This window comes from Mesorhizobium sp. M1322 (assembly GCF_040318085.1).
Lineage (GTDB): Bacteria > Pseudomonadota > Alphaproteobacteria > Rhizobiales > Rhizobiaceae > Mesorhizobium.
This window is the reverse complement of sequence record NZ_JAMYLP010000019.1, coordinates 22009-37646: the sequence shown is the minus strand read 5'-3', so window position 1 is coordinate 37646 and position 15638 is coordinate 22009. Positions and strand designations below refer to the sequence as shown.

The window sequence follows — 15638 nt, the reverse complement described above, 5'->3', positions numbered from 1 at the left end:
CCACCTGCAGCGGAGGACCCTCATGACGTCGATCGGTCTGCTGGCACGGGTTGCCCATCAGTATTTCGTGCTGGGCGAAACGCAGCAGGCCATCGCCGAGCGGCTGCAGATCAACCGCACCAAGATCCACAGGCTGCTGGCCGAGGCGAAGGAGCGCGGCATCGTCTCGATCCGCATCAACGCCGGGACGTCCCAGGCGCTCGAAATGGAAGAACAGCTCAGGCGGAAGTACCGGCTCGACATATGCAGCATCACGCCTGATGACACTGGATCGGAGCTCGGGCTCTCCGAAGTGATCGGCATCTATTCCGCGCAGACCGTCGAGACCCTGCTCAGGGACGACATGACGGTCGCCATGGCATGGGGCCGAACCATGAGATGGCTCGCTTCCAACATCGAACCGGTGGCGCTCAGGAACGTTACCGTCGTGCCGCTTCTCGGCTCTCTGTCGCGCCGGTCGTCGATCGACAAATACGACGCCGCCGCCGTCTTTGCCCAGCGCACTCAGGCCGAATCCTACTATCTCCCCGGACCCATCATCTGCGACAGCCGCGAAAGCCGCGAGACGATCCTGCAGCAACCGAGCGCGCGCGAGGTTATCCAGAAGGCGCTGAACGCCGACCTTGCGCTGATGAGCGTCGGCGGCACAACCAGCTCGACGCTTCGCAGCGTCGGTTACATGACGGACGCGGAATTCGACGATATCCTGAGAATGAAGCCGATCGGGAACTTTCTCGGCTATTTCTTCGACCGGAACGCCGAACTCATCGACCATCCCGTCAATGAACGCATTGTCGGGGTTTATCCTCGCGACACGCTGAACATTCCCAAACGCATCCTTGTTTCCGGCGGAAAGAACAAGGTCGGCATCATGGCCAAGCTCCTGGAAAGGGGATTCTTCACCGGCCTCATCACCGATCAGGAGACGGGCGGTTCGCTGTGACATCCAACGGCCGGCGTTGCGGTAGCACCCGAAGGTGCTTTGCGATGTTGCCCGGTGCATCGCGCCCGCTTTCATCTGAAAGCCAACTGGCATCTGAAAGCAGACTGGCATCGAATCTTCCCTAAGCCGTCCCTGGTTCGGTTCCATCGCTGCAGAACATCCTTTGCGTCTTTTGCAGCCGGCACATTTCGCGCCGGCCGATCAGACCACTCCCGACCTCCGGTTCGCCAGGATCATATCGGCAATCTCGACGAAGCCGCGGCCACCCCGCGACCTGGCGACGAATGCGGGTTCGGCGTCGATCTGTCCCTGGAAGTCCATCACATTCGCGACCCCGAACGAGTTCGGAAAAAACCCGAACATCGGCGCGTCGTTCGGACTGTCTCCGACGAACGCGTAGGCCTGCCTTTCAGCATCGAGATCGGTTGCCAGCCTCTCGCTCGCAAAGCGGCGCGTCATCGACAGCTTGTCGTATCGGCCAAACCAGCCGTTCACATGTATCGACGAAATCTTGGCGACAGCGCCGGCCTGCTCGAAAATCTGCTTGATGCGCCTGGCATCGGCTATCGGCAGCGGCGGAACATCTTCGCAAAAGTCGATGGCCAGATCGGCTTCGCGATATTGCTGATCGGCGGATACCGCCGAACCCGGCACTTCCTCGACAATGCGCTTTTCCAGGTCGGTGAGCCTGCGCCTGTTTTCCCGGCGTTCCTCAGCGCTCGCCGCGAAAACCCGGATCATCTTTCGCGTTGCCTGATCGTAAGCGAAGTAAAAAGCGCCATTTTCGCCGACCACGCCGGTCACCGGCCAGAACCGGGCAATCATGTCGCACCAGCCGGCCGGTCTCCCGGTAATAGGAGCAACGACAAGGCCAGCCTCGTGCAGGCGTTCGAGTGCACGGTAGGCATCGGCCGGAAGACGACCCTCGGTCGTCAAGGTGTCGTCGATATCGCAGAAGACGCCGCGAATGCGCGATGCAGATTCGGGTCCGAATTCGGCGAGATCGCGCATCCGGTCAGGCTTCCCCGCGAGCAAAATCCTCCAGCATTCCTGCATCCGCAGCAATGTCGAGGAACGAGAAGCGATTGCGCATCTCCCGGCAATGAACGACGGCCTCGCGATAGAAATCGGCCGGCGCGCCCAATTCGGCCGCTGAAATCGGCCCGCCGGTAGATTTCAGCAGGCGCTGCATCTCGTCGACAGGCACCATGAATTGCTTGAGCTCCTGCCTGAGAGTCGGCCAGAGCTCCTGCAGCCGCTCGTTGAATGCGGCGGCTCCAGTCTCGTCGAAGGCCTTCTTCTTCAGTTCGTCGAGACATTGTGCGGCGACAGCCGGCCCCATGCGGCGGACCATGTCGTCAGGATCGATCCTCGTCGCCTTCACCACCGGTGGCTGGTCGCTTGCAAGCATTGCCTGCTGCAATCGCGCCATGGTGAGTGAAGCGACACCGACCTGGGTGCCGTGGAGCGTCCCGGGGTGACGCTCGCCGGCGAAGCAGTCGATGTAGTGCGATATCTGATGCTCGCCCATCGAACCGTGATTGGAGACGCCGGTGAAGGAAATGCCAAGGCCGCAGAGCGTCAGCACGCGATAGAGATAGCCATTGGCCTCGATGTCGTGTTCGGCAAGCTTTGCCGCACGCTGGTTGAGCGCCGCTTCATCCTGTTCCTGGATGAGAAACGGAACCTGATGGTAGGCCGTGCCAAGCAGACGGTGCGACATCCACCAATCGATCTGGGCAACCGAGCGGCAAAGGCAGTCACCGAACCCCGCCGCCGACAGATAGGTCGGGGCAGCAGCGGAGACGCCAAGGTCGACGAAAAAGCCTGATGGCGCGTGGGAAGGCAGCGATACCTTCAGGCCGCTTTCCAGTGTGATGGACGCGGTCGTCGATGTGTAGCCGTTCATCGAACCGGCCGTCCCGAACACGCAGTAGCGCCGTTCATTCCGTCCGGTGACGAACTTGCTGAGATCGTTGATCGTGCCGGAACCGACCGCGACCACGGCATCCGCATCGGCGAGTTTGACGGCCAGGCTTTCGACATTGGCCATGTCGGCATGCGGGTGGTCCAATATCACGACATCGACGGGGCCGAGCGTCTTCAGTTCGCGCGCAACGCGTTCGCCAAGTGCACCATAGGTCGCGGCATCGGCAACGACCGTGAACCGCTCACCCAGATCGAGCTCCGAAACGAGATCGGCCGCTCGCCCTTCGAGGCTTTCTTCGATGACAATCCGCTCATACGGGACCACGGCCTTTTTCCCGGTTTCCGGATTGGTCCAGCGCCCGTCCAAAATGTCATCGATTAATGTCGTCCAGGATCCGGCTGCCGGATTCGTCATGGCGTCCTCATTCTGGGGCAACCCTCTAATCGAGGCGGAGGAGCGTTGCGCTATCGAACAATAGTCACCTATCACTGTCTTTTGTCAAGCATTTGCCAGCAACGCTTGACTTCGTTCTGCAAACCTGCGGAAAAAGGGACATGAATGCCAACGCCGACATCGAAATGGTCCGACCATCCGGGCTCTCGGCACTGCCGCCCGAATTCGACAGCGCGGTGGCGTGGGCTGCCTGGCTCTACTATGTCGACCAGCTTAACCAGAGCGATGTGGCCAAGGTTATGAACGTCTCCAGGGCGAGCGTGGTACACTATCTGCAGGAGGCGCGCGAAAGCGGACTTGTCGCCGTGCAAGTCGATCACGACGCTTTTGCCCGCACCTTGACCTCGCGGCGTCTGATGGAAAAATACGGACTTCGCGGCGCGGCGGTTATCCCCGACCTTGATCCAAATGATGCCGACCGCCGCATCGGCGAAGCGGCAGGACGGTTGCTCGCATCCATGGTCGATCCGGGTGACACGATCGGCGTTGCCTGGGGAAAAACGGTGCTCGCTGCCGCACGCTCGATTCCACGACTACGGCATGATCGGAACCTCACCGTCGTCCAACTCTCGGGAAGCTCGATCGGCACCAGCGATTTCTCGCCGGAATTCTGCACCTCGCTGATGGCCAATCGGCTCGGCGCCCGCTGCATCAACCTGCTTGCCCCGGCGATCGTCTCCACCGACGAACTGCACGACGAACTCATGCAGGAGCCGATGCTCGTCAACCAGTTCCGGATGATCCGTGCCGCCGGCAAAGTCATCTTCGGGATCGGCGATATCGGGCCGGAGAGCACCTATGCCCGAGCCGGGATATCGGATGCCGCCGCACTTGCCGGCATGATCGAGCAGGGAGCGCTCGGGGTCATCATCGGGCGGTTCATCGACGCTCAGGGAGCCCCCTTCGCAACTCCGCTCGACGGACGCACCGTCGGCATCACGCTCGACGAACTGAAAGCGGTGCCCATCCGCATCTGCGCCGCCGGCGGCGCCCGCAAGATGGGAGCGATCAGGGCTGGGCTCGTCGGCGGATATGCGACACATTTTGTCACCGACATGACCACCGCGAACATTCTCTTGGAATAACCGGCACTTGGACTAACCAGCACTCGGTGGAACGCATCGTCTCGGGAGGACAATCATGGGCAGCAGCGACGGACCTCTTGTCGTCGGCCTCGACAGTTCTACGCAATCCTGCAAGGCGATTGCCTGGAGCCGGGACGGACGGGCCGTGGCCGAAGGCCGCGCGCCGCTCGATCTGATGAAGCCGAAGCCGGACTATGTCGAGCAGGAGGTCACCGACTGGTGGCGGGCCGCGACGACGGCGCTGCAACAGCTTGTCGGCGCAGTCGACGCGAAACGCATTGCGGGTATCGCGATCTCCAACCAGCGCGAGACCGTAGCCCTCATCGACGGCGCCGGCGAGCCGATCGGACCCGCGAGCCTCTGGCTCGACGAACGTGCCGCCGGGCTGGTCGACCGTTTCGCCGCGGAGATTGGCCGAGAGCGGCTGCACGCGATCACCGGCAAACCGATCGATGTGACGCCGGTGGTCTACCGCCTGAAATGGCTGCGCGAGAACGAGCCGAAACGTTTGGATCATGCGAATAAAATCCTCGACGTGCACGGCTATCTGACGCTGAAACTGACGGGAACGCCGAGTGCGAGCTGGACGAGCGCCGATCCGTTCGGTCTCTTCGACATCTCGCGCAAGGTATGGTCGCAGCCGATCCTCGATCATCTCGGCATCAAGCCGTCGCAACTTCCCAATGCGGTGCGGTCCGGCACGCGGGTCGGGACCGTTCATGCTGCAGCCGCCGCCGCTACGGGCCTCGCCGAAGGAACGCCGGTGATTGCCGCCGGCGGCGATGGGCAATGCGCCGGTCTCGGCGTCAATGCCATGCGCGACGGCGTCGTCTATCTCAATCTCGGAACTGCGACCATCGCAGGAATCTGGTCGCGGGAACCGGTGGTCGGCGCCTTCTGGCGTACCATGACCTCGCCGACAGGCGATGGCTATTTCCTCGAGGCAGTGCAGCGGGCGGGTGTCTATTTCATCAACTGGTTCGTCGACATGTTTGCCGGCGGACGCTCCGATCCGGCGATCTTCGACCGCCTGGAAAGGGAAGCGGCGGCCGTCCCGATCGGCTCGGACGGACTTCTCGCCGGCACCACCCTGGTCGGTTGCATGGACCCGCATTGGGATCCGAGCGCACGCGCGAGCTTCATCGGCATGCACCCCTCGCATACGCTCGGCCATTTTTATCGTGCGGGACTAGAGGCGATGACGCTGCAAACCGCCCGGGCTCTCGAAGAGATGCGCAGCCATGGTCTTTCGCCGGCGCAAATGGTGGCGATCGGCGGCGGCGCCAACAGCAGCCTTTGGACAAAGATGATCGCGGACGCAACCGGGATAGCGATCCATAAGGGTCACAATGCCGAGGCCTCGTCCCTCGGCGCAGCCATTAGCGCCGCGGTCGGCATCGGATGGTTCGAGAGTTTTGCTGAGGCCGCGGACGCCATGACGAGCATCGCCGAGACAATCGAACCGGACCCACGCTGCCGCGAAGCATGGGACGCGCTGTCGGCCAAGCAGGCCAAGGTCTTTTCCGCGACCCAATTCGCCTGGCGGAATTGAGACCGGCGCGGCAACCAGGCTCTCGAACTCGAGCGTGAAAAGCATCCCATCCCGCTACTTCAACCCACCCACCGCCTGCTGATAGACATCAGGCTTGAAGCCGACGAGGATACGATCACCGAGATCGAGGACCGGCCGCTTGATCATCGTCGGCTTGGCCAGCATCAGCGCCTTGGCCTTCTTCTCGTCGAGGCTCAGCTTGTCCTTGTCCGAAAGTTCGCGAAACGTCGTGCTCGCCTTGTTGAGCAGGATTTCCCAGCCGACCTTGCCGGACCAGCCGTTCAGCCGGTCCGCGTCCAGCCCTTCGACCCGATAATCGTGAAAACGATAGGCAACATCGTGGCTTTCCAGCCAGGTGCGCGCCTTCTTGATGGTGTCGCAATTGGTGATGCCGTACATCGTGATGGTCAAAATTAGGGTCCCTCGGACTGATCGTTCGTCGAATCTGGTGGCACCCTAAAACCGCACTTCTCACTTTGCCAGCGGCCTGCCAGCATCTTCAAGATTTGGGCTTGCCAACACTAAGGAAATTTCCTAGGTATTTTTTCCGAACCATCTTTGCGATACGCAGTGGCGCGAGGAAGACATGACCGCCGCAACAATCCCGCACACGGCAAGTCCGAACACTCCACCGATCGACGGCATCTTTCGGGCGCTATCCGATCCGACGCGCCGCCGTGTCGTCGAGCGGCTGAACAGAAGCCCCGCCTCGGTCAGTGAGCTTGCGCAGCCGTTCGATATGGCCCTGCCCTCCTTCATTGAACATCTCAGGGTGCTGGAAGGCTGCGGGCTGGTGCGTTCCGAAAAAGCCGGCCGCGTCAGGACCTACCAACTCGCGCCTGAGCCGCTGAAACTTGCGGAAAATTGGCTGGCCGAGCAACGCGCGTTGTGGGAACGCCGCCTCGATCAGTTCGACGAGTATGTCCTGAAACTCAAGGAGAAAGACAAATGAGTTCGACCCCGCTGTTCAAACCAAATCCAAAACTCGACCTCGTTCTCGAACGCGTCATCGACGCGCCGCGCGCGCTTTTGTGGACAGCCTGGACGACGCCCGAACATGTTCGGCAATGGTTCACACCGAAGCCGTGGATCGTCACCGATTGCGAGATCGACCTCAGGCCCGGCGGCCTGTTCAGGACCCGCATGCAGTCGCCTGACGGCAACGAGGTCAATGACCGCCATTGCTGCTACCTCGACATCGTCCCGAACGAGCGGCTGGTGTGGACCGATGCGTTGCTGCCCGGCTATCGGCCGTCAGGGGACCCATTCATCACAGCGGTCATATCGTTGCAGCCGGAAGGCAAGGGGACACGCTACACCGCGACCGCCATCCACCGCGATGAAGCGACACGAAAGAACCACGAGGAGATGGGCTTTTTCGATGGCTGGGGCACCGTAGCGGATCAGCTGGCGGCTTACGTCAAGACGATCTGAGCGGATTGGTTATGAGGTGGCGATCAATGGCCAGCGATCCAGATTTCTGTACACCGTTAGACCGCGCAGGCTGTGAATAAGAATGAACTCCCTTGCGACGAAACTGATCGGATCGATAAGCTGCCTAACGATGAATTTTTCGTCGTAAGCAAGTGTCATATGTGGAACGAAATGATCTGACGATTTCAGCCCGTTCGCCTTCATTCCCGCCCCAAGCAACCGACTAAGTTCGCAAACCGGCCCGTTGTCGGCCAGAAGTACAAATGGCCGCGAAGGCAGCTTGCCCCTTGTGACTGGAGGACCTGGGAAGCTTCCCGCATAGCGAAACGTGACCTCAAACGCTGGGACAGTGACCAGTCGGCCGGACCGCCTTGCCGCGAATACGATTTTCGATCGAAGCCTCTTGTAGTCGCCGGCATGCTGCAAGCTGACGTGAAACCGCCCTTCCAGCAACAGCGATCCGGTTATCTCGTTGAGGCCGCATATCTGTCTTTGTAGAGCGGAAAATCGGGAATAGTCATTCGGCTCCAGACGCAACGCGAAGAACACGCGATCCCGCAGCTTCGGCTGCCACGGAGGAAGAGGTATGCCGAAATCGAACTCTTGCTGCCGATACATCTGTACTCGTTCGGCCGAGGAACGCTCCTGTTAAACTTTGTTTGACCTGAAACAAAACAGGAACAAACTGGAGAGTCAAGTGGGGATCGAGTCGGCAACTTCACGATCGGTACATCAATAGCAGCCGCGTTCGGTGGCGAGGCGGCGCACCAGTGCCAGCACGCTGTCGATGGTGGGCGTCGGCTGGCTAGTCAGCCGGCCGAGTTCCTGAACCGCAGTCACCAGCGCGTCGATCTCCATCGGACGGCCGCGCTCCAGATCCTGCAGCATCGACGTCTTGTGCTCGCCGACGTCGCCGGCACCCTTGATGCGGCGATCGACGGATATCGGGAAACGCACCCCGAGACTTTCGCCGATCGCCTGCGCCTCCAGCATCATGGCGCGGGCAAGCGTGCGGGTTGCCTCGTCGGCAGTGATTGCTGCAAGCGTGCTGCCGGTCAGCGCGGAAATCGGGTTGAAGGAGAGATTGCCCCAGAGCTTCACCCATGTCTCACTCCGGATGTCGTCGCGGACCGGCGCCTGCAGCCCCGCCGCAACCATCTCCTCGGCAAGCCGCGTGACACGTTCGCTCTTCTCGCCTGAAGGCTCGCCAAGCGAGAACCGCTTTCCCTCGATATGGCGGACCAGGCCGGGCGCATCCACCTCGGCCGCGGGATAGACGACCGAGCCGATGACGCGATCCGGGCCAAGCCGATCCCAGATCACCCCACCGGGATCCACCGCTTGCAACCGCGTGCCTTCGAGCGACCCACCGATCTTATGGAAATACCACCACGGCACGCCATTCTGCATTGTGACGACGGCCGTCGCCTCGCCCAGCAGCGGCGCGATCTGGTCGAGCGCCGGTGCGACCGAATGGGCCTTGAGCGCCAGCACGACATAGTCCTGGGCACCTAATTCCTGCGCCTGCGCGGCGGCCCTGACAGAGACGACGGATTCATTGCCGTCTTCAATCAGGCGAAGCCCGGCCGTCTTGATCGCGTCGAGATGCGCACCGCGCGCCACGATAGACAGATCGCCCCGGCCGGCCATGGCAAGTTTGGCCGCGAGATAGCCGCCGATCGCGCCGGCGCCGAAAATGGTGATCCGCATCATTTCAAAGCCCGGGTTTGGCAAGACCGAGTTTGGTCGCGAGACCGATGCGCTGCAGCTTGCCCGTCGCGCCCTTCGGGATTTCATCCATGATCAGGACAATGCGCGGCACCTTGAAGTCGGCAAGCCGCATCGCGGCGAAGCTGCGGATGTCGCCTTCGGTGGCGGCCATGCCCTCGCGCAGCACGATCGCAGCCGCGACCTCCTCGCCGAGCTTGTCGTGTGGCGTGGCGAAGGTGACGACCTGCGCCACCGCTGGATGATCCATCAGCACGTCGTCGACCTCGAGCGGCGAGATCTTCTCACCGCCACGGTTGATGATCTCCTTGAGCCGGCCGGTGACGCGCAGATAGCCGTCGCCGTCGAGCACGCCCTGGTCGCCGGTATGAAACCAGCCATGCGCGAAGGCAGTGGCATTGGCGTCCGGATTTTTCTCGTAGCCGGCGGTGACATTGGGCCCGCGAATGACGATCTCGCCGGTCTCACCCGGCTTCAGCAATTGCCCGTCCAACGCCATCACCGCCACTTCCGGTCCGGCGGCGGCGCCGACGCTGCCCGGTTTGCGAAGACCCGGCGGCAACCGGTTCGACGCCATCTGGTGCGCGGCCTCGGTCATGCCGTAGGATTCGATCACCGGGCAGCCGAAAGTCGCCTCAACCTCGGCCATCACTTGCGGCGGGAGCGATGCCGAGGACGAGCGGATGAAGCGAAGAGGCGCTGCGGCCAGCGCATCGGCATTGCGCGCCGCGCGCGGCAGGATCGCCTGATGCATGGTCGGCACGGCCGTGTACCAGCTCGGCCGCGCCGCGCTAAGCCAATGGAAGAAACGCAGCGCGTTGAAGCCCGGCGTGCAGAAGACGCTGCCGCCGGCGGCGAGCGAGGACAGCACCGCGGCGATCAGCCCATGAATGTGGAACAGCGGCATGATGTTGAGGCAGCGATCGCCGGCCGTCAGACCGAGCGTCGCGCCGATATGGGCGGCCGAGGCGGCGAGATTGGCATGGCTGAGCGGCACCAGCTTGGGGCGTGACGTGGTGCCTGAAGTGTGCAGCAACAGCGCGATATCGCTGTCCTCAGCCAGTTCGGGCGCGGCCGGCGGACCGATCGATTCTCCCTCAATCTTGAAGCTTCCGGCAGGCGCGTCACGCAGTGCTGTGAGCCTTAGCACCGCTATGCCCAGGCGCTCGGCGACGGTCACCGCCGGGCCGCCTTCGTCTTCGGCAACCAGGATCGCCTTGGCGCCGATGTCGGTCAGATAGAAGTCGAGTTCGTCGGCCCGGTAGGCCGGGTTGAGTGGCGCCGTGGACGCCGCCGCCGCCACCGCGACAAAGGCTGTCGCCATCTCCGGCCCGTTCGGCAGCACGATGGCCACCCGGTCGCCACGGCCGAGGCCCAGTGCATTGAGCTGCGCTGCCGTTTCTGAGATCAGGCGGCGCAGTCCGCCATGGGTGAGCGTGATCCTATCGGGGGCCGAAATCGCCGGTGCATTGTCCGCTCCGGCGGCAAGCCGCTCAATGATCGACGCTTCAGACAACGCGAACCTCTAGGTCGCCGACGCCATCGATATGACCGCGAAGAACATCACCGCGAATGACCGCGCCGACGCCCGCCGGCGTGCCGGAAAGAATGATGTCCCCCGGCATCAACGTGAAAAGACCTGAGAGATAGCTGATCATTTCCGGAACTTTCCAAATCATCTGGTTGAGGTCGCCGGTCTGTTTGCGCTCGCCATTGACGTCCAGCCAAATCGCTCCCTGGGTTGGATGACCGATGGAGCTTGCCGGAACCAACGGCGTGCATGGCGCCGACGCCTCGAAGGCCTTGCCGACCTCCCAAGGACGGCCCATGTCCTTCGCCTTACCTTGCAGGTCGCGCCGCGTCATGTCGAGACCTACGCCATAACCGAACACGCAGTCCAGAGCCTTTTCGACCAGGATATCCGTACCGCCGCTTTTCAGCGCCACGACCATTTCGATCTCGTGGTGGACATCGTTGGAGGCCGGAGGATACGGAAATTCTCCTGTCGTATAGAGGTTGTCGGGATTCTTCTGGAAGAAGAATGGCGGCTCCTTGTTGGGGTCGTGTCCCATCTCGACTGCATGCGCGGCATAGTTCCGTCCGACGCAATAGACCCGGTGCACCGGAAACATTTTGTCGGTTCCCGCCACCGGGATGCTCGGGATTGCGGTCGGTTCGATGACGTAGCTTGAGGCCGTGCCGTGCATGTTCACTGTCTTGCTCCTGCATAGTATTCGACTTTGGCTTCGGCCCGTTCGATCAGTTCAGCGATCAGCAGGGCGAAGGCAAAAAGGATGATGGTCAGGGCCCAGAATTCGGCCATACGGAAATTTCGCGAGAAGGTCTCGAACAGCGCACCGTAGCCGACGATGGCGACGAGCAACTGACCGATGACGACGCCCTTGACGCCGCGGATGAGGCCGAGGCGGATGCCGGCAAGGATTTCCGGCAGTGCCGCCCACAGGATGATCTTGGTATAGAGCGCCGGGCGAGAGGCGCCATAGGAACGCGCCATCTCGACCAGCGACGGCGAGATGTGGCGGACCCCGGCGCGGGTGTCGAGAACGATGATCCAGATCGCAAACAGGAACACCGCCGCAACGATCGTCTTTTCGCCGAAGCCGAACAGGATCATCAGAACCGGGACGATTGCCGAGAGCGGTGCGCTTGAAAAGATGTTGACCCACATGCCAAGCAGGTCGTCGGCGATCTTGACGCGCCCCATCAGGATGCCCAGTGGCACGCCGATTACGATCGACAGGGCCATGCCCATGGCGAAGGCGCGAAGGGTGGTGACCGTCGCGCTCTGCCAGGACGGGGTCTGCACGAGACTGACCGCTGCAACCAGCACGTCGCTAAACGGCGGCAGCAGAAAGACAAGGTCCAGCCGGCCGACGACTTCCCACACGACGCACCAGACGAGCAGGGACGCCATCATTGGTACTCGGTAGCCAAACAGGGTCATGGCCGGTCACTCCACATACTGCTTCAGCCCCTGCCAGATCTCCTCGACGGTATCGAGATAGTGCCTGTCGCGATGGATGCGCTCCGGGTCGCCGGAGCGATCGATTTCCGGTTCAATGATCTGCGAAACCCGGCCGGGTCTGGGTGACAGCAACACGATACGATCGGAGATGTAGACCGCCTCCTCGATCGAGTGCGTGACGAAGATGAAGGTCTTGTTCTGGTTGGTGCGCAGTCGGATCAGGTCTTCCTGGAACTTCCGCCGGTTTTGCTCGTCGACCGCCGAAAACGGTTCGTCGAGCAGCAGGACGTCTGCATCGACCGACAGGGCCCGCGCCAGGCCGACGCGCTGGCGCATGCCGCCCGACAGCTGGTGCGGATATTTATCCTCGAAGCCGGCGAGGCCTACCTCGGCGATATAGCGGCGGGCGATCTCCTCGCGCTCGGCCTTATTGGTGCCGCGCAATTCAAGCCCGAAGGCGACGTTGCGTATCACGGTGGCCCAAGGCATCAGCGCAAAATCCTGGAACACGAAAGCGCGTTCGGGGCCTGGTGCGCTGACGCGCTTGCCATTGATCGCGACGGTGCCGCCATCGGCCCGTATCAGCCCCGCTATGATCTTCAGCAGCGTCGTCTTTCCGCAACCGCTGGGTCCGAGAAGGCTGGTCAGCTTGCCCCTCGGAAAGTCGAGATCGATGCCGCGCAGCGCCTCGACATTGCCGTATGTCTTGGAAATTCCTCTCACTTCCACGATTGAATCGATCGGTGCGGGAACTGGCGACGGTCCATTTCGCAATGCGGTCACGCCCATCTTAAGCACCTCTACTTTCAGGCCTGAAAACACGGACTTCCACCCACTGCAGAAAGACGAGCGTCAGGGTTGAAAGCGCAATGATCGAGGCAATTGTTGCGTACATCTCGGCGTAGTCTGCGCGCGAGCGGTGGAAGGTGATGAGGTCGCCGATGCCGGTCGGGGTAATCAGCAGCTCGGCGAGCACCACGCCGACAAACCCGGCAGCCACGCCGAGGCGCAAACCGGCAAAAATCACCGGGCTGGCGTCCGGAAGAATGATCTTGGCGACGGTCTGCCAATTTGTGCCCAGGAATGATCGGCACATAACCAGCAGCGACTCGTTGACGTTGCGCACAGCCTTGTAGGTATTGAGCACGATGACCGGCAGCGCCAGGATCATGACGGCGAGCGTCTTGGCGGTCATGCCAATTCCGTAGACAAAGGTGACCATCGGAATGAAGGCGGCGACGGGTGCTGCCTGAAGCACGATGAACACAGGGATCACCAGCCATTCGCCGGTGCGCCACAGGCCACAGATCGTGCCGAGGCCGACACCGAGGAACGCCGACAGGACAACGCCGAGCACCAGCGGCTGCAGTGTCGAAAGATAGGCAGTTGCCAAGCTGCCGTCGGCGAGCAGTCCGAAAAACGCGACGATGGTGTCGGAAAAAGTCGGGAAGGCAAAGCTGACCGGAATACGCCCGGCCACCTCCCAAATCCCCGCGAACAGAGCGATCGACACCAGCCTGAGCAGGATCGGCTGGTCCCACGATGCGACCCTCGCGCTGCGACTGGATGGGGAAGCGAGGCCGGCAGCCTCGCCGTCGGTTCTGATGCTTACGGCCATCCGGCAGGCCGCCTATTTCTTGCCGAGCTTGGCGACGGCGCGGTCGATTGCGGAGACATCCCAGAAGTCCTCGACCTTGAGGCTCGCGGGATCGCCCTCGATCTGGCCGGCAAGGCTGAAGAAGGCAAAGTCGTCTTTGGCCGCATCCGCTCCGCCGCCATTCAGCGCAAGGCTGCCGGCTTCCGCGGTTTCCTTGTAGTATTCGGTGATTTCGCTATCCGCCTCCGCGCCGAGATCCGGCAGCAGTTTGTATTTGTTGCGGAGCTCGACCGCGACAGTCGGGTTCGCGGTTATTTCCCGCGCGGTCTTCATCAGTTCCTCGACCAGGATGTCGACGTCAGCGGCGTTGTTCTTCAGATAGTCCGCGGTCGCGAAAAGCGCTTCGTCCGAGGCGCCGAGATCCTCGACCGGCAGAACGATGAACTTGCCGGGGGCTTCGGCCTCAAGCGCGCGCCTGTTTGCGGCATCGACGATCGACGCCTTGATTGTCCCCTGGAGCAGCGCATTGCGGCGAACCTCGGAACCCGGGACATAGCTGATGTTACCGAGCTTGATGCCGTGGTTTTTCGCCATCAGGAGCATGACAGCCTCGGTGCCGGAGCCGCGCGCCTGAACGGCGACTTCCTGCCCGTCCAGATCCTTCCATTCCTTGTAGAATTCGCTGTTGACGACGGGAAAGAAGCGCAGCGTCGATATCTGCGCAAAGATGCGGATCGGCACGCCGACCTTCTGGATCAGAGTGTAGGGGGCGCCGATGCCGACATCGGCCTGGCCGCCGACAATCGCCTGGGCTGCCAGATCCTCGTCATTGAGAACAATGAGCTCGACATTCACGCCGCGCTCCTTGGCGCGCTCTATCGCGGCGAGTGTCTGGATGGATTCTATACCGGGAAGGTCGCCGAATGCGATGCGCATGTCGCCCGCATTTGCGGCCGACAGGGGCAGTGCCCATGCCAGAGCCGCGGCGAAAGCGGTGGCAAGGATGGTACGTCTGGTCAAGCTGGCCATTGTCATTCCTCCCGTTTTTGTAACCATTACCTTAATTGGTTAAGGCTGCGGAGAGGATTGGTCAAGGAGAAACTACGCCATGTCGAACGTGCGGGCTAGAAAACTCGCCAGTTGACGGTTTAAGCTAATCGTTTTAACACCGACAAAGGGAAATCTTATGCGAATTGGTTAAATCGATGGACGATCCCGGTAATGGCGGCCACGCCGCCCTAGTTCAGCTTCAGGCCTATCTTGCCCAGATGGACCATGCCGGCGAGACACGGCTGCCTGCCGAGCGGGAACTGTCCGAGAGCCTCGGCGTATCGCGCGGCGATCTGCGCAAGGCGCTGGCAGTGCTCGAGAAGGACGGCCGCATCTGGCGTCACGTCGGCAGGGGCACCTTCGTCGGCAGTGGACCGGTCGAGGAGACGATCGGCATTTCGGAAATCGCCGGACGCACCAATCCGGCCGACGTGATGCGCGCTCGCCTCATCATCGAACCCGAGATTGCGCGCGAAGCGGCGCTGCACGCCACGCTTTCCGATATCGCAGGCATGCGTCAATCGCTGGTGCAGACGCGGGAAGCCGTCACATGGCGGCAATACGAGAATATCGACAATCTGCTCCACCGGCAGATTGCGCAGGCGAGCCGCAACAACGTGCTGCTCGGCCTATTCGATGTCCTGAACGCCGTGCGCCGAACCGTAGTGTGGGGACGTCTTCGTTCAGAAGGCGCCCGCCCTCCGGCAGACCATCACAGCTTCGCCGACCATGAACGGATCGTCGAAGCGATCGCCGAGCGCGACTTGGGTGGCGCGGCGGCAGCGATGCGCCTGCATCTCCAACAGGTCGAGCGGCGCCTGATCCCTGTCCGCGAAGCCGCCGAATAGCTTGGATTGGCCACGCTACAGCGCCGCGCGTC

General features: G+C 61.9%; 17 protein-coding genes. 6 read left to right on the top strand and 11 right to left on the bottom strand.

The window, feature by feature from the left end; translation table 11 throughout:
* Positions 1–22: 22 nt before the first annotated feature.
* Positions 23–943: a sugar-binding transcriptional regulator gene (locus NKH12_RS10040; RefSeq protein ID WP_352952963.1), complete on the top strand. Its 921-nt coding sequence runs from the start codon at positions 23–25 to the stop codon at positions 941–943.
* Positions 944–1144: 201 nt separating this feature from the next.
* Here the strand turns inward: NKH12_RS10040 and NKH12_RS10035 are convergent, their stop codons facing one another.
* Both NKH12_RS10035 and NKH12_RS10030 read right to left on the bottom strand, forming a co-directional pair.
* Positions 1145–1954, bottom strand: coding sequence for an HAD family hydrolase (locus NKH12_RS10035; RefSeq protein WP_352952962.1), 810 nt, complete (start codon positions 1952–1954; stop codon positions 1145–1147).
* A gap of 4 nt (positions 1955–1958) precedes the next feature.
* Positions 1959–3287, bottom strand: coding sequence for a sn-glycerol-1-phosphate dehydrogenase (locus NKH12_RS10030; protein WP_352952961.1), 1329 nt, complete (start codon positions 3285–3287; stop codon positions 1959–1961).
* Positions 3288–3427: 140 nt separating this feature from the next.
* Between NKH12_RS10030 and NKH12_RS10025 the strand changes: the two genes are divergently transcribed.
* Positions 3428–4411 (top strand): sugar-binding transcriptional regulator, encoded by a 984-nt coding sequence (locus NKH12_RS10025; protein ID WP_352952960.1) that lies wholly within the window; start codon positions 3428–3430, stop codon positions 4409–4411.
* A 55-nt stretch (positions 4412–4466) separates the two neighbouring features.
* Positions 4467–5963, top strand: coding sequence for a xylulokinase (locus tag NKH12_RS10020; protein ID WP_352952959.1), 1497 nt, complete (start codon positions 4467–4469; stop codon positions 5961–5963).
* A gap of 54 nt (positions 5964–6017) precedes the next feature.
* On the opposite strand, the gene NKH12_RS10015 is transcribed toward NKH12_RS10020, so the two are convergent.
* Positions 6018–6374, bottom strand: a complete 357-nt coding sequence (locus NKH12_RS10015) for an ArsC family reductase (protein ID WP_352952958.1) — start codon at positions 6372–6374, stop codon at positions 6018–6020.
* Positions 6375–6549: 175 nt separating this feature from the next.
* Between NKH12_RS10015 and NKH12_RS10010 the strand changes: the two genes are divergently transcribed.
* Together NKH12_RS10010 and NKH12_RS10005 are read left to right on the top strand one after the other, a co-directional pair.
* Positions 6550–6915, top strand: coding sequence for an ArsR/SmtB family transcription factor (locus NKH12_RS10010; RefSeq protein WP_352952957.1), 366 nt, complete (start codon positions 6550–6552; stop codon positions 6913–6915).
* A complete protein-coding gene (locus NKH12_RS10005; protein WP_352952956.1) occupies positions 6912–7397 on the top strand; it encodes an SRPBCC family protein in 486 nt (161 codons plus the stop codon). Before NKH12_RS10010 ends, NKH12_RS10005 begins: the two co-directional genes overlap by 4 nt.
* 9 nt (positions 7398–7406) lie before the next feature.
* Here the strand turns inward: NKH12_RS10005 and NKH12_RS10000 are convergent, their stop codons facing one another.
* The 8 genes from NKH12_RS10000 to NKH12_RS09965 all read right to left on the bottom strand — a co-directional run bounded on the left by NKH12_RS10000 (position 7407) and on the right by NKH12_RS09965 (position 14737).
* Positions 7407–8015, bottom strand: coding sequence for a 2'-5' RNA ligase family protein (locus NKH12_RS10000; RefSeq protein ID WP_352952955.1), 609 nt, complete (start codon positions 8013–8015; stop codon positions 7407–7409).
* 114 nt (positions 8016–8129) lie between these two features.
* Entirely contained in the window at positions 8130–9107 is a 978-nt protein-coding gene (locus NKH12_RS09995) for a 2-dehydropantoate 2-reductase (protein ID WP_352953006.1), read from the bottom strand.
* A gap of 4 nt (positions 9108–9111) precedes the next feature.
* Positions 9112–10641 (bottom strand): acyl--CoA ligase, encoded by a 1530-nt coding sequence (locus tag NKH12_RS09990; protein ID WP_352952954.1) that lies wholly within the window; start codon positions 10639–10641, stop codon positions 9112–9114.
* Positions 10634–11332, bottom strand: a complete 699-nt coding sequence (locus NKH12_RS09985; RefSeq protein ID WP_352953005.1) for a fumarylacetoacetate hydrolase family protein — start codon at positions 11330–11332, stop codon at positions 10634–10636. The genes NKH12_RS09990 and NKH12_RS09985 overlap by 8 nt, the downstream gene beginning before the upstream one ends.
* Positions 11333–11334: 2 nt before the next feature.
* Positions 11335–12090 carry an ABC transporter permease gene (locus tag NKH12_RS09980; RefSeq protein WP_352952953.1) on the bottom strand — a complete coding sequence of 252 codons (756 nt, stop codon included), beginning with the start codon at positions 12088–12090 and terminating at the stop codon, positions 11335–11337.
* Between the two features lie 6 nt (positions 12091–12096).
* Positions 12097–12900 (bottom strand): ABC transporter ATP-binding protein, encoded by an 804-nt coding sequence (locus NKH12_RS09975; protein WP_352952952.1) that lies wholly within the window; start codon positions 12898–12900, stop codon positions 12097–12099.
* 1 nt (position 12901) lies between these two features.
* Positions 12902–13729 carry an ABC transporter permease gene (locus tag NKH12_RS09970; RefSeq protein ID WP_352952951.1) on the bottom strand — a complete coding sequence of 276 codons (828 nt, stop codon included), beginning with the start codon at positions 13727–13729 and terminating at the stop codon, positions 12902–12904.
* A 12-nt stretch (positions 13730–13741) separates the two neighbouring features.
* Positions 13742–14737 carry an ABC transporter substrate-binding protein gene (locus NKH12_RS09965; protein WP_352952950.1) on the bottom strand — a complete coding sequence of 332 codons (996 nt, stop codon included), beginning with the start codon at positions 14735–14737 and terminating at the stop codon, positions 13742–13744.
* A gap of 176 nt (positions 14738–14913) precedes the next feature.
* Between NKH12_RS09965 and NKH12_RS09960 the strand changes: the two genes are divergently transcribed.
* Positions 14914–15606 (top strand): FadR/GntR family transcriptional regulator, encoded by a 693-nt coding sequence (locus NKH12_RS09960; protein WP_352952949.1) that lies wholly within the window; start codon positions 14914–14916, stop codon positions 15604–15606.
* The last annotated feature ends 32 nt before the right edge of the window (positions 15607–15638 follow it).